This is a genomic window from Zunongwangia atlantica 22II14-10F7, from assembly GCF_002094855.1.
In the GTDB taxonomy this organism is placed as follows: domain Bacteria; phylum Bacteroidota; class Bacteroidia; order Flavobacteriales; family Flavobacteriaceae; genus Zunongwangia; species Zunongwangia atlantica.
Window position 1 is genome coordinate 526137 of sequence record NZ_ARYN01000001.1, and the last position, 23924, is coordinate 550060.

General features: G+C 36.7%; 17 protein-coding genes. 10 read left to right on the forward strand and 7 right to left on the reverse strand.

The features are described from left to right. Positions 1-40: 40 nt before the first annotated feature. Complete coding sequence (locus IIF7_RS02275) at positions 41-1339, reverse strand: DUF2254 domain-containing protein (protein WP_084840029.1); 1299 nt, start codon at positions 1337-1339, stop codon at positions 41-43. A 170-nt stretch (positions 1340-1509) separates the two neighbouring features. Here IIF7_RS02275 and IIF7_RS02280 point away from each other — a divergent pair, with 170 nt between their 5' ends. Then, complete coding sequence (locus IIF7_RS02280; protein ID WP_084840030.1) at positions 1510-1950, forward strand: Hsp20/alpha crystallin family protein; 441 nt, start codon at positions 1510-1512, stop codon at positions 1948-1950. A gap of 86 nt (positions 1951-2036) precedes the next feature. Here IIF7_RS02280 and IIF7_RS02285 read toward each other — a convergent pair whose 3' ends face one another. Then, positions 2037-2639: a hypothetical protein gene (locus IIF7_RS02285; RefSeq protein WP_084840031.1), complete on the reverse strand. Its 603-nt coding sequence runs from the start codon at positions 2637-2639 to the stop codon at positions 2037-2039. A 186-nt stretch (positions 2640-2825) separates the two neighbouring features. On the opposite strand from IIF7_RS02285, the gene IIF7_RS02290 reads away from it, so the two are divergent. The 7 genes from IIF7_RS02290 (at position 2826) to IIF7_RS02320 (ending at position 12462) form a co-directional block, all read left to right on the forward strand. Then, positions 2826-4208, forward strand: a complete 1383-nt coding sequence (locus IIF7_RS02290) for a M20/M25/M40 family metallo-hydrolase (RefSeq protein WP_084840032.1) — start codon at positions 2826-2828, stop codon at positions 4206-4208. Positions 4209-4219: 11 nt separating this feature from the next. After that, positions 4220-4627 carry a hypothetical protein gene (locus tag IIF7_RS02295; RefSeq protein ID WP_084840033.1) on the forward strand — a complete coding sequence of 136 codons (408 nt, stop codon included), beginning with the start codon at positions 4220-4222 and terminating at the stop codon, positions 4625-4627. A gap of 101 nt (positions 4628-4728) precedes the next feature. Then, positions 4729-6102, forward strand: coding sequence for an MATE family efflux transporter (locus tag IIF7_RS02300; RefSeq protein ID WP_084840069.1), 1374 nt, complete (start codon positions 4729-4731; stop codon positions 6100-6102). A gap of 11 nt (positions 6103-6113) precedes the next feature. Continuing rightward, the gene (locus IIF7_RS02305; protein WP_084840034.1) at positions 6114-6344 is read left to right on the forward strand and encodes a hypothetical protein; all 231 of its coding nucleotides are present in this window, start codon (positions 6114-6116) and stop codon (positions 6342-6344) included. Positions 6345-6378: 34 nt separating this feature from the next. Then, on the forward strand, positions 6379-6945 hold the full coding sequence (locus tag IIF7_RS02310; RefSeq protein ID WP_084840035.1) for a phosphatase PAP2 family protein: 567 nt from the start codon (positions 6379-6381) through the stop codon (positions 6943-6945). 447 nt (positions 6946-7392) lie between these two features. Further along, the gene (locus IIF7_RS02315) at positions 7393-10533 is read left to right on the forward strand and encodes a SusC/RagA family TonB-linked outer membrane protein (RefSeq protein ID WP_084840036.1); all 3141 of its coding nucleotides are present in this window, start codon (positions 7393-7395) and stop codon (positions 10531-10533) included. Positions 10534-10542: 9 nt separating this feature from the next. After that, positions 10543-12462: a RagB/SusD family nutrient uptake outer membrane protein gene (locus IIF7_RS02320; protein ID WP_084840037.1), complete on the forward strand. Its 1920-nt coding sequence runs from the start codon at positions 10543-10545 to the stop codon at positions 12460-12462. 603 nt (positions 12463-13065) lie between these two features. On the opposite strand, the gene IIF7_RS02325 is transcribed toward IIF7_RS02320, so the two are convergent. Genes IIF7_RS02325 through IIF7_RS02345 form a run of 5 tightly spaced genes read right to left on the reverse strand, consistent with a single transcriptional unit; the run spans position 13066 to position 21030 of the window. Continuing rightward, positions 13066-15894 carry a glycosyl hydrolase 115 family protein gene (locus IIF7_RS02325; RefSeq protein WP_245801482.1) on the reverse strand — a complete coding sequence of 943 codons (2829 nt, stop codon included), beginning with the start codon at positions 15892-15894 and terminating at the stop codon, positions 13066-13068. Continuing rightward, the gene (locus IIF7_RS02330; protein ID WP_084840038.1) at positions 15836-16954 is read right to left on the reverse strand and encodes an endo-1,4-beta-xylanase; all 1119 of its coding nucleotides are present in this window, start codon (positions 16952-16954) and stop codon (positions 15836-15838) included. The genes IIF7_RS02325 and IIF7_RS02330 overlap by 59 nt, the downstream gene beginning before the upstream one ends. Beyond that, the gene (gene uxuA / locus IIF7_RS02335; protein WP_084840039.1) at positions 16951-18123 is read right to left on the reverse strand and encodes a mannonate dehydratase; all 1173 of its coding nucleotides are present in this window, start codon (positions 18121-18123) and stop codon (positions 16951-16953) included. The genes IIF7_RS02330 and uxuA overlap by 4 nt, the downstream gene beginning before the upstream one ends. Positions 18124-18125: 2 nt before the next feature. Next, the gene (locus IIF7_RS02340) at positions 18126-18869 is read right to left on the reverse strand and encodes an SDR family NAD(P)-dependent oxidoreductase (protein ID WP_084840040.1); all 744 of its coding nucleotides are present in this window, start codon (positions 18867-18869) and stop codon (positions 18126-18128) included. Between the two features lie 7 nt (positions 18870-18876). Next, entirely contained in the window at positions 18877-21030 is a 2154-nt protein-coding gene (locus IIF7_RS02345; protein ID WP_176218884.1) for an alpha-glucuronidase family glycosyl hydrolase, read from the reverse strand. Positions 21031-21203: 173 nt separating this feature from the next. Here IIF7_RS02345 and IIF7_RS02350 point away from each other — a divergent pair, with 173 nt between their 5' ends. Both IIF7_RS02350 and IIF7_RS02355 read left to right on the forward strand, forming a co-directional pair. Then, the gene (locus tag IIF7_RS02350; protein ID WP_084840041.1) at positions 21204-23411 is read left to right on the forward strand and encodes a glycoside hydrolase family 3 C-terminal domain-containing protein; all 2208 of its coding nucleotides are present in this window, start codon (positions 21204-21206) and stop codon (positions 23409-23411) included. 4 nt (positions 23412-23415) lie between these two features. Further along, positions 23416-23924 (forward strand): glucuronate isomerase (locus IIF7_RS02355; RefSeq protein ID WP_139801248.1); only part of this gene is annotated, 509 nt, incomplete at its 3' end.

Here is a 23924-nt window from a genome sequence, read left to right on the forward strand (position 1 = left end):
TAAATACCCAATAACAGGTATTTTTAGTTTAAACTTAAAATTAGTTGTTTTTTAGGTCGATTTTTAAGTTTTCAGCGTACCTTTTTATAAGATCGATGTCATTTTTAGATTCGACAGCTTCTAAAGCACTCGTAAAGAATAATCTGGCTTCAGTAAGGATGATGTCTTTGTAATAACTTTCTTTTTGTTTCTGCTGTAATAAATAGTGAAACATTACTCCAATTTTTTGTGTAATAATTAGATCATGAGAACAATAAGTTCTTATCGTAACTAAAACATTATAAATAAGATCTTCAAAATTCACTGTATTTAACCTTAAAAGACATTTATCGTTTCGATTAACAATACTGCTGTCTCTTTTTTGCATTCTTAGCGCCATCAATTCAGTTAAATAATCAATCGCGTTGACAGCAGTGCCGGGATCGTTAATTCCCGGAGACATGGCTTTGGCGATAATTTCAGTAATTTGTTTAAAAGCCAATACATAATTATCGGCTACCAGTTCTTTTCGGGCAAAGTTGAAATTCGCTAAAATTTCATCTATTTTTTCAGGATCTAGTTCTTTCTTTGATCTAAAAACCGGAGTTCCTTTCAGAATAAAAACACCTTTTACCGGTAAAATATGAAACTGGGTTTGCAATTCTTCACAAAGATCCAACATATTGGCTATCGATAAATTCTGAAAATATCCACTTTTCTTTGCCTTGTACTCGTACCAATCTTTGCTGTCTGGAAACTCGGCGTCTTGATTTCTTTCGCTATCAAGTAATTTAGAAAGTCTGTTTTTTGATTCCCTGTGGATATGCTCCAGGATATTATTTATCTGAATGCTTTGAGAAATGGTATGGATAAAATAGATAAAAGCTCCCATGCAAATCACGGTAAAAACGATTCCTAAAAACACAGAAAATCCTGGTAAATCTTTTTTTGAAGCATCTGGATCTATGGCAACCATAATAAAAATACAGTAGAGAATAGTAGCAAGATAAATCCCAAGAACGGTTTGATGTTTTCGATCTGAAATTAATCCCGGTAACAATCTTGGTGAATAATTATTAGAAGCCTGATTAAGTAAAACCATCACCATCGAGAAACTAAAAACCATCATCGAGATTAATCCAGTAATTATAGCACCCAAAACACTTAAAGCTGTGTCGCCACTGTTTACGATAAGTGATGGAAAGTTTTCTCTTAAAAGATCTGAAGCACCCTGTTCTTCCAGAAATAAGGTAAGAAATGTAAATAAAAAACCTAAAAGCGCAATTACCGTTGGATAAAACGCGATTCGGCTTCTAATGGCATTAAAAAATGAAAGTAGTCGTGTAAAGAGTTTTTTCATTCGTCAGGTTATAATAAGCGAATATACTCGTAAAAGCACTAAACATGTTAAAAAGTCATGTTAAAAACATCGAAAACTGTCAAAATGGCGTTAAATTTTAATTGGAATCCAAATTGCTAATAGCTAAGTGTTCTTAAAAGAAACAAAGTCTAACAAAAAATATAAAAGTTATGAGTCTAATTAAGAGAAATGAAAATTGGTTGCCATCTGTATTCGATGATATGTTTAAAACAGATTGGTTAGGAGGAACTACAAACGTGAATAATATTGGAACAAGAATTCCTGCAGTTAATATTCACGAATCTGATGAAAATTTTATTGTTGAAGTTGCCGCTCCTGGAAAATCGAAAGAAGATTTTAAAATTGAATTAGATAACGATGTATTAACCATTTCTGCTGAAGATAAAATAGAAAAAGAAACTTCAGAAAAGAATGGAAAGTATACTCGTAGAGAGTTTAGTTATAGCACTTTTAAAAGAGCATTTAGTTTACCAGATACGGTAGATAACTCTAAAATCTCTGCAAATTATAATAACGGAGTTTTAGAAATAGCGCTTCCTAAAAAAGAAGAAGCAAAAGTGCAGGCTAAAAGAATGATAGAAATATCATAAGTTTAGGTTATTTAGTTAGTTAAGAAGGAAAAAGCCGAATCGCAAGATTCGGCTTTTTCTATAGCTAATATTTGAAGTTTTAAAGCTTAATTCTTTTCGCTTTTTTCTTCAGGAATATATCTTAAAAAGTACATGGTGTCACCACTTGGGTGAGCCCATTTGTTAAATAACTGGAATCCGAATTTTTGATAAACGATGGCATTTTTACGCATTCTGGTTTCAGCATAAAGAGGCAAATTATAAAGTTTGGCTCGTCTGTAAAACTCATTTTTCATTTGAACGCCAACCTGGGTACCAGGGCCACGAGATTCTTTTAGAATTCCCCAAAACCAGCAGTATAAATATTCACCTTCCTGTGGGCGTTGCTTTTTAATGTAATCCTGAGTTTTTAAAATTTTATAGGCATTTTTTATCCCGGTTACATTAAAAACCAGTTTTAACTCAGACCACGCATTCTTCCAAAAATTATCATCTTTTTTGCTCGTTTTAAACAAAATAGCAATTCCGTTTCCATCCTCACTTACGATAAGCGCATCTTTTTCTATGGCTTTATTTACCATGTGTGTGGCTAGATATTCGTATCTTCTAAGCTCATTTCCACCTTTTTTAACCACATCCATAGAGGATGGGATTTCCTGTAAAAGTGTGGTTACTTTTCTAATAATATCTGCTTTTTCTTCCTGAGTCAAAATTCGATGTTTTTAGACTGCGAATATAACAAAATCCAAAGCTTTTTTAAACGGACTCACAGCGCTATTTTTGATAGGATCTTCAATTAAAATTAAGCCTGAAATACTCCAATTTCAGCTTTAAGCTTACTTAATTTTTATTTTGAATGATTTTGTAGTTAATTTAAGCTCAAATTTATCCCGAAAATGAAGAAAATTCTTTTACCCATTTTATTGCTTTCATTATTGCCGGTTTTTGGGCAATCTTCAGTAGAAAGTGATTCAGAAAAAATTGCAGCAATCTACGATATGGCCTTAACCAATGGCAAAAGCTACGATTGGTTAGATTACCTTTCTAATGGTATTGGTGGCCGTTTATCTGGATCGTATAGTGCACAACGCGCGGTAGATTATACCAAAAAAGAACTGGATAGCCTTGGCTTAGATAAGGTTTGGTTACAGGAGGTGATGGTTCCTAAATGGACGCGTGGTGCACGTGAATATGCTTATATTGAAACCATCCCTGGAAGTTCTACGCCTATAAATATTTGTGCTCTTGGTGGTTCTGTTGCCACACCTGAAGGTGGTACAAAAGCTGAAGTTATCGAAGTTCATGGATTGGACGAACTCGAAAAATTTGGTGAAGAAAAAATAAAAGGAAAGATCGTGTTTTTTAACCGCCCAATGGATGCTACCAATATCCATACGTTTAAAGCTTATGGCGGTGCCGTAGATCAACGTGGGAATGGTGCGGCTGAAGCTTCGAAATATGGAGCGGTAGGTGTGCTTGTAAGATCTATGAATTTAAGAATTGATGAATATCCTCATGCCGGCGGAATGTACTATGGCGATATTCCTGAAGATCGAAAAATCCCGGCAGCAGCAATCAGTACTAAAGATGCGGAGTATCTGAGTTCGGTTTTGAAATTGCAAAAAGATCTTAAGGTATATTTTAAGATGAATTGCGAAACACATCCCGATGCTAAAAGTTATAATGTAATTGGCGAAATTACCGGTAGCCAGTATCCAGATGAATATATTGTGGTCGGTGGTCATTTAGATTCCTGGGATCTAGGTGATGGTTCGCACGACGATGGTGCAGGTTGTGTACAATCTATGGAGGTGTTGCGTCTTTTTAAAGAAATGGGCTACAAACCAAAAAGAAGCATTCGCGTGGTGCTTTTTATGAATGAAGAAAATGGATTACGTGGCGGACTTAAATATGCCGAGGTGGCTAAAGAAAAAAGCGAAGATCATATTTTTGCCTTAGAAAGTGATTCTGGCGGATTTACACCAAGAGGGTTTACTTTTCATGCAGATGCTACTCAGCTTAAAAAACTACAAAGTTGGGCTTCATTATTTACGCCTTATTATTTGCATATTTTTCAGCAGGGAGAAGGCGGTGCAGATATTGGTCCGTTAGAAGGTGATGGGACAGTTTTGGCCGGCCTGCAACCAGATTCTCAGCGTTATTTCGATTATCATCATGCCGCTACAGATACTTTTGATAAGATCAATAAAAGAGAGCTAGAACTAGGTGGGGCAAGTATGGCCGCTTTAATTTATCTGGTAGATAAATACGGATTGTAATTCGGAATTCATTGATAAAATTTCCGGCAATAAACATATCAAATCCAAATTTCAGCAAAGAGGAAGATCTTACTTCCTTTTTGCTTTTGGATGCTTTCATTTATAATGATGCTGAAATCTACTTTCAGGAATATTTAAAAGACAACCTATTTTGTGATAGCGACGGAAAGATTTTTAGAATTACTGGCAAAAAACATCCAAAATCGATCTTTAGAAAAGTCTTTTTCTTTTTGCCTAATATCTATAAAATTGAATTGATCTTTGAAGCAACTAACGAATATATGACTTTAGATGATCTTCGCGATTTTATGATCGAGAGAGTAAAATCTTTAGGCTATGGCAAGTTCGAAGTGAAATGGATTCTGGAGCTTCGGAAGGCAAAATCTTATGAAGAATTGATTTTAGGGAAGCAAAACTAGCTTTCTGCTAATATTGCAGGTTTTGCGATGTTATTTTTTAATGATAAATCAATCTTAAGCCAAATAAAAGCCATTATCTTTGCGCACTAAATTTTTTGGTTTTGCAACTTTCAGACTACACAAAAGAATTCAGGAAAAACCTTAACATTGCCTATCCGGTTATGTTGGGGCAATTAGGGCACGTGCTTGTTGGTTTAGCCGATAATTTAATGGTTGGGCGCTTAGGTGCTGCGCCACTTGCTGCGGTTTCTTTAGGGAACAGCCTTGTTTTTATAGCACTTTCTTTGGGAATTGGATTTTCTTTTGCAATTACACCGCTTATTGCTGAAGCTGATGGATCTGGAGATATCGAAAAGGGGAGAAGTTATTTTCATCACGGGATTATTCTCTGCGGAATAAACGGAATTCTTCTTTTTCTGTTGCTTTTACTGGCAAAACCACTTTTATATTACCTTGATCAACCACCCGAAGTTGTAGAATATGCGATACCTTATCTCGAAATTGTAGCTTTTTCGATGCTTCCTTTAATGATATTCCAGGCTTATAAACAATTTGCAGATGGATTATCACAAACTAAATATTCGATGTACGCTACCATATTATCGAATGTTGTAAATGTATTTTTCAACTATATATTGATTTACGGAATTTGGGTTTTTCCAGAGCTAGGTTTAGAAGGCGCGGCAATTGGAACCTTAATTTCCAGATTCTTTATGCTTTGGTTTATATGGGAGATCTTAAGGCGAAAATCTAAGTTTAAGCCTTATTTTGTTTGGTCTAAAAAAGAGTTGTTTAAAACCGATATTTTCAAAAAAATTCTGAATCTTGGTTTTCCAACCGCGCTACAAATGTTCTTCGAAGTTGCGATTTTTACCGCTACGGTATTTTTGGCCGGACTTTTAGGAACCAATCCGCAGGCAGCAAATCAAATTGCTTTAAATCTGGCATCGATGACGTTTATGATCGCAGTTGGTTTGGGAGTAACTGCAACCATTCGGGTAGGAAATCAAAAAGGATTGCATCATTATAAAGAATTACGACGAATCGCGATGTCTGTGTTTCTTTTAGTTTTTATTATTGAAGCTATATTCGCAGTAGGCTTTATTTTACTTAAAGACTGGCTCCCCACTTTTTATATCGACAATGTAGAAGTGGTACTTTTATCGGCGCAATTGTTAATTGTAGCAGCATTGTTTCAATTAAGTGATGGGATGCAGGTAGTAATTTTAGGGGCTTTAAGAGGTTTGCAGGATGTAAAAGTTCCCACAGCCATTTGCTTTGTTGCGTATTGGATTATTGGTTTCCCGGTATCCTGGTACTTTGGTAAAGCTGGAAACATGGGAAGTATGGGAATCTGGATGGGACTTCTGGCTGGATTAACAGCTTCAGCATTAATGTTGTATTTTAGATTCAATTATTTAAGCAATAAGCTGATTGCAAATAAACCGAACGAAATTAGTAACAAAACAGTTTAAAAATATATACAATGGAATTTCCTAAATTTTTATTGGGTGATAATACCGATTATTCAGATGCGATTTTTGTAGTTCATACAGAATTTCCTCGATTCATCATTAACCTTGAAAATGATGAGGTAGAATGGCTAGAAGATTTTGACAAGTCTGATGAAGAAGAACTGGCTAATGAAGCCGAAAGTTTAATTCAGCAGGCTAACGAGTTTTATGATCGTGAAGTAGCCCGGTACGAGGAAGATTAAATTATAAAACCCAATTGGGGTTATCTAGTAAAGCATGAAAGAATTAATAGAACTAGACCATAAATTATTTCTTTATTTAAACAATCTTGGTTCTGAGTCCTGGGATTGGATGTGGATCATTATCAGTGATAAATGGATGGCGATCCCACTTTATGCTTTATTATTATTTCTTTTATTCAAAAAATTTGGTTGGAAGTACAGTGTAGCCACAATGGTTTGTATCGCACTGTTAATTACCTGTACCGACCAGATGTCTAATGTCTTTAAAGACTTCTTCATGCGCCCTCGCCCTTGTAGGCAAGATGGTGTAACAGAGTTTGCCAGAATCGTAGCCGAGCGATGTGGTAAATATGGCTTCTACTCGGCACATGCATCAAGTACTTTTGCAGTGGCAATTTTTTTAGGATCTGTTTTTATAAAAAAGATACCTAAAATGATTTGGTTTCTTTTGTGCTGGGCTGCCATCGTAGCTTATAGCCGTGTTTATTTGGGAGTACACTATCCCGGCGATATTCTTATAGGTGCTTTATTTGGTATTTTATATGGATACCTACTTTACCTACTTCAGCAATTTGTTGTTAAGAAGTTGAATTTGGATTAAGCGAAATGCTTATATTTTTTACTTCTTGATATTCTTCTTTCAATTTTTAAACAAGCCTTGAGTTTTAAAAGACAATCGATTGCGTAATATTTTATACGTAATATTTACATTTATAATTGAGGTATTCGTAAAATTTAACTTTAATTAGTTATAATTTACTTTTAAGTAAGTGTATTTTTTAAAAATAAGGCTTCGGTTAGTTGGGTTTTTAATGAATTGTTAAGTTAGATTTTTATTTTTTCTATAAAAACTTATATATTTTTAATCTATTGTATTTCAGTATTTTAAATTGCGTATATTTTACTTATAGTCATTTTGAATATAAATTTTAACGCAACCGATTTCGTAATTAGTATTTTTATAATATATTTATCATATCGAAAAATTAACCTAACAATTTTTATCATTCTATTATGATTTAAATCTTTTAATTTAAAATTTACTAATATGGAGGAAAATATTTCTAACTATGTGAGGAAATTAGGTGTCAAGCCTAAATTTTCGATTCTACTCTTTTTGTTGATTTTCGCTAGCGGTTATGCGCAGAATCTTACAGTAAGTGGAGAAGTGGTTGATGCTGAAGGATTACCATTGCCAGGAGTAAATGTTTTTATCGTGGGGACCAGTCAGGGAACAACCACAAATTTTGATGGAAACTATACTTTAGAGAATGTACCTTCAGATGCTACGCTTAGCTATAGCTTCATGGGCTATCAAAGTCAGGATATTAAAGTAAATGGTCGTACACAAATTAATGTGACCATGGAAGATGATACTGAAGCCTTATCTGAAGTTGTTGTTGTAGGTTACGGAACACAAAGTAGAGAATCTGTAACAGGTTCTGTAGTTTCTGTAAAAGGAGAAGAGCTTAATGAAGTAAAAACTGCGAATTTTCAGGATGCATTGATTGGTCGTGCTGCGGGTGTAAACATTTCTACTAATAGTACAAGGCCAGGAGCATCACCACAGGTTCGTATTCGTGGTACTCGATCTCTATCTGGTAACAACGACCCTTTAGTGGTGCTTAATGGTATTCCCTTTTCTGGGGGCTTAAGTGATATTAGTCCTAATGATATTGAGAGTCTGGATATTTTAAAAGATGCATCAGCTACAGCTATTTATGGCTCCAGAGGTGCGAATGGGGTAATACTTATTACTACAAAATCTGGTAGGCAGGGTCAAAAGGCAACATTTTCATATAATACCTATTATGCTGTTAAGGATGTGTTTTCTAAATATCCTATGATGAACGCAGCGCAACTTACACAATTACGTGCAGATGTTGCAGCGCATCCAAATCAGGGTGGCACACCAATATATGATTTAGGTGGCGATGAAGATCTCGCAAACGATACAGATTGGCAGGATCTTATTTACGGAACAGGTCTCCAAACAACTCATGATGTAAGTGTAAAAGGAGGATCTGAAAAAGGCTCTTATAATGTGGGAATGGGATACTTTAAAGAAACTTCGGTTGTGCCAGGGGATTCTTTTCAAAGATACTCATTACGTGCACAGGTAGATCAGGAAGTAGGTGAACTATTTAGCTTCGGAATAAATTCAGTAATGAATTTTAATAAAACCAGTAGTATTGCCGGTGTTTTTGGAGCTTTAGCAGCCTCACCACTTTTAAGTCCGTATGATGAAAACGGAAATTTCTTAGAGTCGGTTCGTCTGCAAACTCAGGCTGATAACCTATGGATTCCTACTGAAAATGAAATTAATCGTATTGGGGATGGTCGAAAAAATGAACAGTTAGATTATGGTTCTTACAATAACGTTTACGCAGAAGTTAAAATTCCGTGGATTGAAGGCTTAAAATATCGTTTAAATCTTGGTCTTAATTTTAGAACAGCAAGAGATGGTAATTTTACAGGACGTGGAGTTTTTAACTATAATGAACAAAACCCATCATCAGCGAGTTACAATAGTTCGATTACCAGAGATTATGTAATTGAAAACCAAATTTTATATGACAGAACATTTGCAGAGAAGCATAAAGTTAATTTTGTAGGATTATTTTCATCGCAAAATACCGAGTTCGATAACATAGGATTAACGGCTCAAAATATACCAGATGAATCATCTTTGTGGTATAACTTAGATTCTGCACTTTCAGAAGATATAACTAACTATGGTACTGGATATTCTGCAACTGGATTATTGTCTTATATGGGAAGGGTGATGTATCAATACGATAATCGTTATTTAATGACGGCTACTTTACGTAGTGATGGTTCTTCTAGGTTAGCGCCAGGAAACAAATGGGTTACTTATCCTGCGGTTTCAGTAGGTTGGAATATAGGAAATGAAGCCTTTATGGATAATGTAGAATGGTTGAATCTATTAAAATTCCGTGCGGGTTATGGAGAAACATCAAACCAGGCGATTGCGCCGTACTCTGTACAGGGTAGATTAAGCACCGTAAATTATAACTTCGGAAGTACGTTTGCTACGGGATATTATGTTAATCAATTACCAAATGCAAACCTGGGATGGGAATTTTCACAAACCTACAATTATGGTCTTGATTTTGGATTATTTAATAATCGCTTATCTGGTACTTTAGAATATTATATAACTAAAACGAATGATATATTATATACTCTTGGATTACCATCTTCTTCAGGGGTTGGGAACGTAACTAGTAATATTGGTGCAACCCAGAATAAAGGATTCGAAGTTTCTTTAAACGGTACCATTATCGATAATCCAGATGGATTTACATGGGATGCTGGTATTAACTTTTACAGTAACCAAAATGAGATTACCGCTCTGGCTTCAGGACAATTAAGAGACGAAGGAAACCTTTGGTTTGTGGGATCACCAATTAATGTGATCTACGATTACGAAAGAATTGGACTTTGGAATGAATCAGATCCAGATTTCCAATATCTACAACAATATGAACCAGGAGGTAGTGCTGCTGGAATGATTAAAGTAAGATATACAGGAGAGTATAATGCAGATGGTTCGCCAGTAAGACCAATAGGAGCAGAGGATAGAAAGATCATCGATCCAACACCAGACTTTCAAGGTGGATTTAATACTCGCTTAGCTTACAAAAATATTGATCTAAGTATAGTAGGGACTTTTCAATCTGGAGGAACTTTGGTAAGTACATTATATTCATCTAGTAGTTATCTAAATTTATTAACAGGAAGACAAAATAATGTAGATGTTGATTATTGGACGCCTACAAATACAGATGCCAAATATCCTGCACCAGGTGGAATTCAGAGTGGTGATAACCAAAAATACGCAAGTACTTTGGGGTATTTTGATGGTTCTTATCTAAAGATCCGTTCACTTACTTTGGGATATAATTTTGAACAGGATTTTATAGATGATTTGGGAATTAATAGATTAAGAGTTTATGCTTCTGCACAAAACCCATTAGTACTTTTTTCACCTTTTCATGACGAATCTGGTTTAGATCCTGAAATTACAAACTCGGGAGTGGATGGTAACGGGAATCGTCAGAATGTAGCGGTTAATACTGGTAATATTTCCAGAGGTATTCCAACCATTGGAACCAATATTCCATCGACACGTAATTATTTGATAGGCTTAAACATTTCATTTTAAAAAGAAAATATGAGAAAATTTAGAATTATACCTATAGCCATATTTTCACTGGTTTCGGTATTCGGATTAAAATCTTGTACAGACGATATATTACAAGAAGAGACTAGGGGTGTTTTTACTCCAGAATTTTTTACAACAGAACTTGGAGTTCAGGGAGGATTAACTTATTTATATCAAAATATGCGTAACGTTTTTGGGTTTGCATATTATTTAAACCTTACTGAAACAGGAACAGATGAATATGTTGCCGCCCAAAGTGCAAATAACAACTTTTTTGATCTGGACCTTGCAGGGCAGGGAAATTTAAGTTCAGAAAGTGGATTTTCTGTTAGTGTTGTATGGGGGAATTCTTTCCCTGCAATAAATACAGCTAGTGGAATCATAGAAAATGCTGAAGCCGTTGGGCTGGATAACTCACTAATTGGAGAGGCAAGGTTCTTCCGTGCGTTCAATTACTTTCTACTTGTTCAAAATTATGGGGGAGTACCATTAGATCTTGGATCTGGTGAATTAGCCTTCAACAGTTCTGCAGTAAGAACTTCTACGCGTAATACAGTACCTGAAGTTTATACTAAAGCTATCTTACCAGATCTAGAAAGAGCTGTAGCAGATTTGCCAGATAATCCTAGATTAACTGGAGCGGTGACTAAAAACGTTGCTAGATTATTCCTTTCAAAAGCATATTTAACTTACGCCTGGTGGTTAGAGAATCCAAATAATATTCCTACTTATCCAGAAGCGCCAAGAACAGATCCAGATGGTAACGATCCTTCGTATTATTATCAAAGAGCTTACGATCTTGCGGTTGAAGGAATTGAAAATCCTGGCCCATATCGTTTATTGGATTGTTTCTATGATGTGCATGTAGCTACTAACGATCGCCATGCTGAAATGATGCTTTATGCAGATCGTACAGAAGAAAGCCAATTATATAATGGGGCGAACTTAGGATATAGTGGCCCAGAAGGAAGTGCAAATGCAGCAGTTTGGATGGTAACTTCTAATTATACAACAATTAGTGTAGACGGGGTTGCTGCGGTCCAAAGAGAAGCTGCGCAGAGCTATGGTAGACCATGGACAAGAATGGCGCCGCCTATTGGAGTGTTAACCGAAACTTTTGCTGAAAAAGAACTGGATTCTCGTTACGATGCGACATTTGTAACCAGCTATAGAGGAAACTGGGATAAAGGTGGTGCTCCAGAAGCTACAATTACAGCAGCAAACGGAATGGAAATCGCTCCTGGTGATGCTGTAGTTTCATTCTTAGATGAACATAACGACAATGTTACCTACGTAAATGGTGGGAACATTGGTGGAGGCGAACTTCCTGGAAGATCAGACTATGTAATCAATCCAGACGAGATCAATAGAAGATTCTACCCAGGACTTTGGAAATTGGGTACGTATCGTACCGATAATGGTGGCGGACTAGGTTCTCCTAACGGAGCTTTAACTCGTCCTTTCCCAATTGCGAAGTTTTCAGAGTTCTATTTTTTAGCTGCTGAGGCTGCTGTAAAAGGTGCTTCTGGAAGTTATTCTGCTTACGATCTTATTAATGTAATTCGTGAGCGCGCAGGTAAATGGTGCTATGATAATGGCGAGCAGGAAGAGCGTATCGAGGATAATAGTGCGGCATTAGTTGCGGCTACGCCAACAGATATAGATATCGATTATATTTTAGCTGAACGTTCTCGTGAATATTATGGAGAAGGTTATCGTTGGTATGATCTTGTTCGTACCCAAAAATGGAATGAGATCGCAGGATCTTATGAAATCGGAGGTAACGATGCATCAGATCATTCACCAACAGTGACAACAAGAAATATAGAACCATATCACTATCTAAGACCTATTCCCAGAGGTCAGATAGATAACTTAGATGTGTCAGATGCTGAAAAAAGTGCCTACCAAAACCCTGGTTACCAGTAAAATTGAATTAGCATTTAGATTAGAAAAAGAGAGCTTTTAAAGCTCTCTTTTTTTTGCTTATTATTTACTGAATTTCGATAAAATTATAAGCTTTTATTGGCACCGTCAAAGGGTGTAATACTCCGAGGCTTGCCTCGAAATTAAAAGATTGTTTCTAGTGAATGCCTCGTGGGCTTGCCCCAGGTAGTTTACTTCTGAATTTTTTAGGACTTACTTATTCTATTTCTGTTGATTTTAGGCTAAGATTATTTCCTCTTTCAGACTTTCAAAAACGCCAATTGTAGCTAAGATTTGAAGTTTTGGAGATGTTTTCTAAAGCTAGAATATATGCTTTTAAGAAAATCGAAGTAACAAGACTTCTTCCTATTATTTCAAAAAAAGTCTACTGTGTACAGGTCAATATTAGCTATTTTAATTGATAATTATAGGATAAACAATTACATGGCAACTGTTGCTTGGATTTAAGTGGTGCTTATTTTGAAGTAAACAGAAATCTATTGATATAGAAATAGAAGTGCAAATTGAATAAATACATAAAAAAAGCCGGGAACCACCCCGGCATTCTACTGTAATCAAACTAAATTAATTGTATGGAAGTTACAATTATTCTGTTGGCGCCAAATACGTATTTAATGGTGTAGCGCTATCGGTTTCAATGATGATATTTTGCAGCACAATTCCCGGATCTATAGCGTAAACTTTAAGAGTATGTGCTCCTTTTTCAAGGTTTAATTCTTCAATTATTTCAGTCACATTATTACTTACAGATGTTCCCCAGTTATCTTTGGTGTCTTTTAGTAAATTAAGTGTTTTTAGGTCACCACCATCGATGGAATAAGCAAATTTTAGTCCGCCATTATCAAGAAAGTCTAAACTTGGAGAGATCAAAAAGCTCATTTTAGCTTTAGTATCTTCTTTGATCGAGAATTGATAACTTAAGCTTGCATTTTCTGAAGCTTCTTGGGTAAAACTATTCTCAGGTCTTAAGGCAATATCTCTTTTCCCCAGATCTGGGATCATTTCCCAGCCATTATTTTCCTGATATTTGTTCGCAGGAATGCTAATGATACCATTTTTAGCTACAAAACCTTCAGTTTTAAAATCGAATGGCTGATAAGTAACTTGAATTTCAACTTTATCATCATCAGATTGAATTATAAAGCTTTCCTTAGTGGTATTAGCGGGTAATTTTTCAGAAACTAATTCAAAAAATAAGTGCTCAGATTCGCTAATTTCAGCTTTAGTTTTTGAAACCTTTAGCCATTTAGGAAGTTTTTTGATCTTGATCTCTAATTCCTCTTTTCCTCGGTTAAAAATTTCAACAGAAGATTTTGCGTTGTTTTTATCGAATATCGGTAAGCTAAGATTTGAACTTTTTGGATAATAATCTTCGCTATTTGCGATCGCTATACCTAAACCAGCTTCTTCTGGAATATCGATCTGACTGGTTTCTGGCTTAATATTTTGTTTTGGATCAAACCAGGATGTAAATCCAATATGTGGCTGAAAGATCATGTGATTCCACTTCCCATCTTCAATTGCATGATAAGCGTCGGTGATTTCTTCATCTTTCTCAAAGTATTCTGAAACCTTTTCTGCGTATTTGTTGGTCGTGTTGCGCTGTTGTTCAGCATACAGCTTATTTTTTGCCAGCGCGATATACATTCTATTTAGATTTGCTGAAGCTTTTACCGGATGTAGCACCAATTGAAAGTAAGCCGATTGATATTTAGAATCTAGCTTCTCTCCAATTTCATCTGCTTTTTTCTCCAATTCGTTAAAATCGCTAAGAATTTCTTCAGCTTCATTAAATTGCGTCAAACTATAGGTTTCTTCAGAAAGTAATTCTGGTTTTCTTCGGCTATTGTAAGTTGTATACTTCTGAAGTAATTCGGCAATTTCAGCAGCATATTCTTCTCCAAATTGAGAGGTCGCCCATTGTTCTGGATAAGATTTTAGGTCTTCAACGCTGAAGTCTTCAGGATTCCATGCATAATCTAAAAAGAAGCTAATAGGATATTCCATGGGCTTAAGGTCACCAACATTAGTGATCCAAACCTTGCGGGCGTGATAATCGTAAGCAAGTGACATCTGCTCGTAAACTCTGGAAATTTGAGTCGTATTTATCCATTTATAACTTCTTGGACCACCAACATAATCGAAGTGATAATAGATCCCGTAACCGCCGCTTCTTGTACTATCGGCAAGTTTTGGGAGTTTTCTAATATTTCCCCAGTTATCATCGGCCAGTAAAAGGGTTACGTCATCTGGTACGCGCATTCCCTGGTCATAATAATCCTGAACTTCTTTGTAAAGCGCCCAAACCTGCGGAGTTTCCTCAGTTGGTTTTTGAGTCACATCGCTAATGATCTCTCGCTGATCTTTAACAATACGCTCGAGTAAGCTAATCGCAGTGCCTTCGGTCATTGGTTCGTCACCATCACCACGCATCCCGATCGTAACTAGAGTTTCGCGATCGCCCATACGCTCGATTCCTTTGCGCCAAAAACTTTTTAAAGTATCCTCATTGGTTTCGTAGTTCCACTCGCCACTACCGTATCGTCCCCATTCGGCCTGCGCACGGGCTAATGGTTCGTGATGCGAAGTTCCCATAACGATTCCGTACTTATCAGCTAAAACACCATTTGCAGGATCATCGTCATAGAAAGCTTTTCCCCACATGGCAGGCCACATATAATTTCCTTTTAAACGCAAAATAAGTTCAAAAACAGGCTCGTAAAATTCATGATTAAATTTGCCATAATTTTCGGTTACCCATGTGGATAGAGCAGGAGCTTCATCATTAATAAATATCCCACGATACTGAACTTTAGGTCCTGTACTGGTAACTCCATTTTTAGCAATGTATAATTCATTCGATTTTTTTACAGGAACATCTGCCCACCAATACCAGGGAGAAACGCCAATTTGCTTAGAAAGTTCGTAGATACCAAAAATAGTCCCGCGCTTATCGCTACCAATAATCAATAGATTTTCACCAGATTTTTTAATGGTATAGGCTTCCCATTTTCCTTCGATCTTGGATACATCGATGTTTTGATGCTGTACCAAACTATCGATCATCGTATTTTTTCCTAGCGTTCCAATAATTACATTTCCGTGTTTTTTTACTTCGGAATTTTCTTCGGAAAGTAATTCTGGTAATTTACCGGTAACACGTTCAATATCTTTTTGAAAGTTTTCTGCTGCAATGGTAACACCTTCAAAATCTGAATCATCTAATACTAAATTTGCAGTGTGGCTTGCTGTTACAAGACCAAAACTGCCGTTTCCAGCGGTGCTGGAAACAATATTTTCCTGCCCAAGCATATTGAAGCCCAACAAGGCGAAAATCGCAAAAATCAGCTGCGATTTATTTTTTACTGAATTGGATAATGGAGTCATAAACTTGTTTTCTTTTGTAATTTTCATCAAATAATAGTGGGTAATTTTTTCTTCCTTCTACAGGATATCGATCTAACCATGTGTTGCGATCTGAGATATTCCAAAAGGTAATTCCGGTAAGTTCCTCTTTGTATTCTCTAAACACCTTAAAGAACTTTTGGTAAGCTTCTATCTGCGCAAGTTTACGCTCTTCAGTAAACTCGTCAGATTCGTCTGGGCATCGTTCCCGCTGTTCTTTCTCCCATTTATAAAGAGAAACATCCAACTCGGTTATTTGTACATCCAAACCTGTTTCACTGTACATTTTTAAAGCCTTTCTCAATTCCTCCTCACTAGGACTAAAAATAGACCAATGGCCTTGTATTCCAATGCCGTCTATCGGCGCATCTTCTTCCTTTAATTTAGCGATAAGTTTTAAGACGCGATCTCTTTTTTCTGGAATTATAATGTTGTAATCGTTATAAAAAAGCTTCGCTTCTGGATCTGCTTCATGAGCAAATTCAAAAGCTTTAGTAAGAAAATCATCACCAATAATCTCTAGCCATTTTGAATCTCTTAAAAAATTGTCTGGATTATCATCCATGGCTTCATTTACCACATCCCAGGCATAAATTTTTCCTTTGTATCGCCCAACAACCGAGTCGATATGAGCTTTCATTCGGTCTAATAAAACTTCGCGACTCACATCATTTCCGGCTTCATCTTTAAAGATCCAGTTCCCGGTTTGCTGATGCCAAACCAGCGCGTGACCGCGAACTTTTAGATTATTTTCCTGGGCAAAAGCCACGATTTTATCTGCAGGTTCCCAATTAAATTCATCTTTTTTTGGATGAATAACACCCATTTTCATCACATTTTCAGGGGTAAGGCTGTTGTATTCGGCTAAGATCAGATCTTTCGATTCTCCTTCAAACGAGACAGGTGAAACTGCTACACCCATATGAAAATCTTCAGCAAAATAATCTTTAAGACCTTTCTGTTCATTGGTTTCTTTGGTGGCTATTTCTTTGCTTTCCTTTTTGCCATCTTTGCAAGAAACGACGCCAAAAAGCACCAATATTAGCATATAGCATAGTTGTTTTTTCATGATGTTGTATTTTGTAAACCAAGTTCTAGTCCGGTTAATTCTGCTAATCCTTTTAATCTTCCTATAAATGAGTAACCAGCATAGTATGGCTTTTCTTTTTCAAACGAATGTAAATAGCCGTGATCTGGTCGCATCGGGATTTTTATTCCTGCGGAACTGGTATGTTCAATAATAAGCTGCATAATTTTCTTCATGGGAACATCGCCATTTAAATGATCAGATTCCATAAAAACACCATCACTTTTTTTACTTACATTTCTAAGATGAAGAAAATGTACGCGATCTTTATAAGTTTCAAAAATATCGACTAAATCGTTATCGGGTTGTGCACCAAGCGAACCGGTGCAATAGCATAAACCATTCGCTTTAGACGCTACATTTTTAAAAATATATTCAAGATCACTTGCTTTGCTAACCACACGTGGTAAACCGAGTACAGAAAATGGTGGATCATCTGGATGAATCGCCATTTTAATGCCTAAATCTTCAACTGCAGGACAAATTTCGCTTAGAAAATAGATCAGGTTCTCGCGAAGAATATCATCTGTAATTTCTTTATAGCCTTCCAATTGATCTAGCAGATCCTTTTCAGTAAAATCTACAGTGCTTCCGGGAAGTCCCAGCATTACGCTATTAGAAAGAACTTTTAATTCTTCTTCGGAAGTGGAATCAAATTTCTCTTTAGCTTCCAAAAATTGTGCTTCAGTATAATCATTTTCAGCATTAGGCCTTTTCAGCAAAAACAGGTCAAAAACTCTGAATTTTACCGGATCGTATTTAAGCACTTCAGCTCCTTCAGCATTTTTAAAATTATGATCTGTTCTCACCCAATCCAAAACCGGCATAAAATTATAGGTGATCACTTTAATATCAAGAGCGGCCAGATTTTTAAGACTTTCGATATAATTGGCGATCAATTCTTTATAATTACCTGTTCTTTTTTTTATGTTTTCGTGAACTGGTAAGCTTTCTACCACTTCCCACTTCATGCCAAGATTCTCTATTTTTTGCTTTGTTTTTTGAATCTCATTTTTGCTCCAAATTTCGCCTACCGGAATGTGATGCAAAGCAGTGACAATGCCAGTTATGCCGGCTTGTTTTAAGTCTTGCAGGCTTAACACATCTCGTTCACCATACCAACGCATGGTTTTAATGATCCTGGTTTGCATATTTAAAATCCAATTGAATTACCACCGTCGATAGGAAGTACTGTTCCTGTGGTGAATTTAGAAAGATCTGTAGCGTAATAGAAAACGGCATCACCAACATCTGCTGGTTCGCCTAATTTTCCCATTGGCGTTCTTCCCAATACTTTATTTTTACGTTCTGGATCGCTGTCTAAGGCTTTGCTAGACATATTTGTTTTAATGAAGCCCGGCGCGACACAATTTACCCGAATGCCAAATTTGGCAAGATCTACGGCCATAGCTCTGGTCATTCCTTCGATAGCGGTTTTACTGGCAGAATAGGCAATTACATGCGGAATTCCATATTGCGCCGCCATAGAACTAATGTTAATAATGCTTCCTTTAGCATTTTCTTTCATCACTTTGGCGACTTCTCTACTCATGGCAAAAACGCTGGTAACGTTGGTATGAAGTATCTTCTGAAATTCTTCATTTTCAACTTCCAGAAATTCTTTTTTCATATTGATTCCGGCGTTGTTCACCAGGATATCGATCTTCCCGGCTTCTTTTGCAATTTCAGTAATTGCAGCCGGAATTTTATCTAATTCAGTAAGATCTAAAATAAATGGCTTCGCTTTTTCACCAATTTCGGCGCAGGCATTTAGAGTTTTTTCTTTGTTTCGACCAATCACGTAGGTCGTAATCCCTTCATCGCAAAGTTTTTTAGCTGTTGCGAATCCCAGGCCGGCATTTCCTCCGGTTACTATTGCGGTTAAATTTGAGTTCATATAATTTTTAATTCCAGGAAGGTCTTATGCCTGGAGCATAAGGAGTTTCCAATGATTTATAATAGTCTAAGTCTTTTGTGATTTCTGGAATAAGATCTGGGAGATCCATTTTAGAAAATTGCTGAAAGTAAAGCAGGCAGGCATTTCGCCATTGTTTTGCTTCTTTAAGCTGAATATCTAAAAGCATATTTGTTTCTTTAAAAACCTGTGGATCTACATATTGCTGCATTTTTTGCCAGGTTTTTTGCATGTCTTCTACCTGTTCTACTCCTTTTTGATAGTGCGCTGCAATTTCGTACCACAGTGTTTTTCCACTTTTCATTTTATAATTCCATGGCAAGTGATGAAACCAAAGCAAATATTTATCTGGTGTCGTTGCCGGATCACTATATTTTTTCTGAATTTCTGGAGCGTATTGTTCTAATGCATTACTACCGCTAGAAGTTCTATCGAAACCAATTCCGTTTTCGTCTGCTTTATGATAATAAACAGAAGTCCAGTCTGGTCGTGGCATATCTTTAACCCATGGGCCAGGTCCCTGGTGATGCCCTGCCGCCATAATGTGGTGCAATCCAAGCGGAGTCATATAATTAACCACAGCTTCTCTAGAATCGAGCAATAATTTGCTCATAGGATCTACAAAATCGGTTTTATTAGAAAAGGTCATTTTTAGCCAGTCTTTTACGATACTTTCGGCGCTTGTTTCAGGGTTCCAGGCGAGTCTTCCAAAGCCATACCAGTTAGCTTGTCCAAATTGATGTCCCGTCCAGTTTTTGGCTGTTCCTATATTTGCGACACCGGCCATTCCCGTAAGTTTTTTATTGCTTAACTGCCCATCGATTATTTTACCAACTGTACTTCCTTCTCCTTGTGTATAAGTGTCTTCTTCCAAAACTTCTTCAAAAAGTTTAGGTAAAAACACTAAATGAGACATGCCGCCAAGATATTCTTGGGTGATCTGGAATTCCATCATTAAAGGTGTATCTGGCATAGCGCCAAACAAAGGATGAAAAGGTTCCCTTGGCTGAAAGTCGATCGCGCCATTTTTAACCTGAACCAAAACATTATCCTTAAATTTTCCGTCGAAAGGTTTAAATTCAGAATAGGCTTGTTTTGCGCGGTCTTCAGGTTTTTCTTCAGAATAAACAAAAGCACGCCACATGATAATTCCATCGTAAGGAGCAACCGCTTCAGCAAGCATATTGGCACCGTCTACATGAGATCTGCCATAATTGTTGGGGCCAGGCTGTCCTTCAGAATTAGCTTTTACTAAAAAACCACCAAAATCGGGAATTTCAGCATAAATTTCTTGAGCTTTATCTTTCCACCATTGCTTTACTTCGGCATTAAGAGGATCTGCTGTTTCCAGATCACCCGTTTCTATTGGTGCAGAAAATCGAGCAGTTAGATACACCTGGATACCGTAAGGTCTAAAAACATTGGCTAAGGCTTTTAATTTCTGAATATATCGCGGGCTTAGCACTAAAGCATTGGAGTTTACATTGGTGAGTACCGTACCGTTAATTCCAATAGAGGCATTCGCACGGGCGTAGTCAATATATTCCTGTTTGATCAATTCTGGCAATAAATACCAATCCCAGATCGAGAATCCGGCATAACCACGCTCTACGCTGCGATCCAAATTATCCCAATGGTTTAAAACTCTTTTCTGAATTTTTGGAGAATCTACAATTGCCAATTTAGACAAATCTTTATGCAATTGTATCTGCTTTATAAAGTTGAAAACACCATACAATAAGCCTTTTTCTGTTTTAGCTGAAAGTATAAGCTTTGATTCTCCTTTTTCTGAAATATGCTGAATTACATAGCCTTCATCATTAATATTGGAAGTTTTAGACAGCTTTTTTTTAAGAGATGGATCAAGTTTGTCCAGGGTAGAAATAATAAGATTAGGCGTTTTAGTATCGAATTTTGGCTCAATGTTCAGCAAGCCTTTAAATGACTTTTCAATTTCTTCTTTAATTATATCTCCGGTGGGCGAATTCAGGTTTAAATAGACATTCGAAACCTGCTTTTTATAGGAGTCGAGAAGCGTTTTATCTTCAATTTTGTCGTATTGAAGCCATAAATCATAAGGATTCTGGCAAACAGCATAGCTGCTTATCAGGACAAAAAGGAGGCTAAATAGTATTTTTTTCATTTTTAAAGTCGAATTATCTAAACAAACGATTGCGGACTGAAAAGTATATAAAAATTGGCTATTAAAAAAATATTTTACGCAATCGGTTGTTTTTATTTCGATTTTATGCTTTATTTGTTAATTCAGTATAATAATCGGTTTATGTTAAAATTACCGGTGAAATATTATTAATAATGAAAAATGATAGTTGGTTGTTTGCATTGATTTTAATGGCTTTATTTAGCTGGAAAATCCATGCTCAGGAATCGAAAATCGATAGATCTAAATACGATTTTTACAATGCTGATTTATCCATGGATAAGCGTATCGACGATTTGATAGGTAGGCTAACTTTAGAGGAGAAGGCATTGCAAATGTTACATGCGAGTCCGGCGATTGACAGGCTTGGAATTCCTGCGTATAACTGGTGGAACGAAGCTTTACATGGCCTTGGTAGATCTGGCGTTGCAACAGTTTTTCCACAAGCCATTGGTATGGGAGCAACTTTCGATGAAGAATTGATTTTAAAAGTAGCAACAGCAGTTTCAGATGAAGCTCGTGCGAATTTTAATAATGCAGTTAAACATGGTTATCACAGGCAATATAGCGGGCTGACTTTTTGGACACCTAACGTAAATATTTTTAGAGATCCACGTTGGGGTAGAGGACAAGAAACCTATGGCGAAGATCCATTTTTAACTTCCAGATTAGGGGAAGCTTTCGTAAAAGGACTACAAGGCGATAATGAAAAGTATCTAAAAACAGCTGCTGCCGCAAAACATTACGCGGTACATAGTGGTCCAGAGAAATTAAGACATGAATTTAATGCAGATGTTAGCGAGAAGGATCTTTGGGAAACCTATTTGCCGGCATTTAAAACCTTGGTCGATGCGAATGTAGAAACCATTATGTGTGCCTATAATAGTACTAATGGTGAACCTTGCTGTGCCAATAATAGACTTGTTAATGAAATTCTTAGAGAAGAATGGGATTTTGATGGTCATGTGGTTAGTGATTGCTGGGCATTACAAGATTTTGTAAATGGGCATGATGTAGTTGAATCGCCTGAGGCCGCTGCGGCTTTAGCTTTAGAAGTTGGTGTAGAATTAAACTGTGGCGATACTTATAATTTCCTTGCGAAGGCGGTAGAAGATGGTTTGGTTTCCGAAGAGTTACTCGATAAACGCCTGCATAAATTACTAGAAACTCGTTTTAAGTTAGGCTTGTTTGATGCTGAAGAAAGTAACCCTTACAATAAGATTGGTGTTGAGGTTATGAATAGCGAAGAACATAGAGCTTTAGCTAGAGAAACCGCAAGGAAATCGATCGTCTTGCTTAAAAATGACGGAGTTTTGCCTTTAGAAAATAACCTTTCAAAATATTTTATTACTGGTCCTAATGCTACGAATATCGAAGTTCTACTAGGAAATTATCACGGAGTAAATCCTGAAATGGTAACTGTATTAGAAGGTATTGCAAAAGCAATAAAACCTGAAAGCCAGTTACAATATAGAATGGGAACCAGGCTTAATATTCCTAACGAAAATCCGCAGGATTGGGCATCGCCTAACGCAGGTAACAGTGATGCCACTTTTGTGGTGATGGGAATTTCAGGACTTTTAGAAGGAGAGGAAGGGGAATCTATTGCTTCCCCAACTTTTGGAGATCGTATGGATTATAATTTGCCAGAAAATCAGATCGAATATTTGCGAAAAGTAAGCGAAGCTGCAGAAGATCGTCCGGTTGTTGCGATCGTAACTGGTGGTAGCCCAATGAATTTAGCTGAAGTCCATAATCTTGCAGATGCTGTTTTGATGGTTTGGTATCCGGGTGAAGAAGGCGGTAATGCTATTGCAGATATCATTTTTGGGAAAAATTCTCCTTCAGGAAGATTACCGATCACTTTTCCAATGAATATCGAAGATCTTCCCGCTTACGAAGATTACACTATGGAAGGAAGAACCTATAAATACATGGATGTTGCGCCTATGTATCCTTTTGGTTATGGATTAAGTTATACCAGTTTCGAGTATTCTGAAATCAAATTATCGAAACAAAAAGTAAAGAAAAATGAATCTTTAGAAGCTCATATTTCAGTAAAAAATACAGGCGATTTTGATAGTGATGAAGCGGTGCAGGTGTATTTAAAAGATCTGAAAGCTTCTTCTAGAGTACCCAATTTCGAGTTAGTAGCATTCAAAAATATTCAGCTTAAAAAGGGAGAGTCAAAAGAACTGACTTTCACGATCACTACAGAAATGTTGAGTTTTATTAATGACGATGGAAAAGAAACTCTTGAGAAAGGAGATTTTGAAATTTATATAGGAGGTAGTAGTCCGCTGAAGAGAAATGAAGAACTAGGAAAAAGGGCCTTGAAAAAGGTTAAATTTCAACTAAAATAAGAATATGAAACCTTTTATCACGGATAATTTTTTGTTGGAGAATACGTATGCTGAGGAGTTGTATCATCAGTATGCCAAGGACCAACCGATTATCGATTACCATAATCATTTGCCACCGGCACAGATCGCTGCTGATATGCAGTTCGATACTATCAGCCAGGTGTGGCTAAGCGGCGACCATTATAAATGGCGTGCGATGCGAACGCTGGGAATCGATGAACACTATATCACCGGCAATGCCAGTGACCAGGAGAAATTCGAAGCCTGGGGCAAAACTGTGCCACATACCCTTCGTAATCCACTGTACCATTGGACACATTTAGAGCTGAAACGCTACTTCGGGATCGATGAACTTTTAAATGAAAAAAACGCCACCTCGATCTACCAGGAGATCAACAATCAGTTACAGCAACAAGAAAACAGCTGCCGAGGCTTGTTGCATAAAATGAATGTCAATACCCTTTGTACCACGGAAGATCCTACCGATACCCTGGAACATCACCAGGCGATGGC